The organism is Endozoicomonas sp. SESOKO3 (assembly GCF_024606255.1).
In genome coordinates this window covers 1-1119 of sequence record NZ_JAHHPR010000490.1, presented here as the reverse complement: position 1 = coordinate 1119, position 1119 = coordinate 1, and the positions used below count along the sequence as shown (strand labels likewise).

Annotated in this window: 1 protein-coding gene; it reads right to left on the bottom strand. The window is 44.1% G+C overall.

Annotation, left to right across the window (positions count from 1 at the left end; translation table 11 throughout):
- A partial coding sequence (locus KDK18_RS08495) for a hypothetical protein (RefSeq protein ID WP_257254476.1) occupies positions 1–703 on the bottom strand: 703 nt, incomplete at its 3' end.
- Positions 704–1119 lie beyond the last annotated feature (416 nt).

Here is a 1119-nt window from a genome sequence, read left to right as displayed (position 1 = left end):
ATAACAAGCCCCGAGTTTCATCGACCACCTTGTCTACCTCTTTTTGTCGTTCTTCGGGAAATTTTTCAAGCAACCGATTTAGACGCTGTTGCCCCTGAGTCAGATGTGCAAACCTCGGGGGAAACCGACGCAATTGATAAAATTTAAACAAACCAGGTTCCACCCCCAATACATTCCAAGTTTGGATTGCCGTAACAATAAGGGTGTTCAGGTCATTTGTATAAAGTGCAGGTTTATCTGACGTGCCCACAAAAGACTTAATCTCACCATTGACTCGCAATCGACCAAGTTGCTCATCATCCAAGCCGTAGGTTATGTGCAAAAAAAACTGCACCATATTGTCATTGGTAAGGGGGTCTTTGTCCGCATAGTATCCGTTACCAGCCAACATGGGGAATTCCAACAATGTTTCCAGATCGTGCAACATGAATGACTCACAGCCAAAGCCACTGCCCTGACGTTCAGGCAGGAAGTAAAACCGGGAATCAGTGAAGCCATGATGTCTTAACGCCAGTGTTAAAGCTAAAGTGACAAAATGTGCCAGGAGCGAATAAACTTGATCTTCGTAGTAACGCTTAAAAACACTTAAACTATCAACGACAAAAACACGATAAAGTCCTTCAGTATTTTTCCGGATAGAAACAATGCTGACGTGGCCCGCATGGTCCTGAAAAATAAATTGTTTAGATTGACTTGCTGCCATTAACGACAGCTGGGTTATAAATAACCCAACCAGCTGCTGAAGACACTGAGGGTAGCCCAGTCGAGCTTGCATATACCTTAGAGTTAACGGCGGTCTGGCAGCATTGACAATGCTGTCTACTAACGACTGTTTGGGCACCCCTTCAGGTAATACAAGCTCCGGAATCGCATATCTGGCAAATACTCTGATTAAATCTTCTGGCAGGCTCGCAAGCCTCGGATATTCAAGTAAAACGTGTGACATTTCACCTCCTTCCAGCTTCCCGGGAAAATGATGCTTAAGTAGCCTCAGAATCGCTTTCCAACGGTATTTACCACTCTCCAGAGAGCCCTTCTCCTCCAAAATATTGGGGGATGCCGCATACAATCTTTCCAATTCTGCATTAAAGTCATCAATATTTTTTTTCTGATCCATTG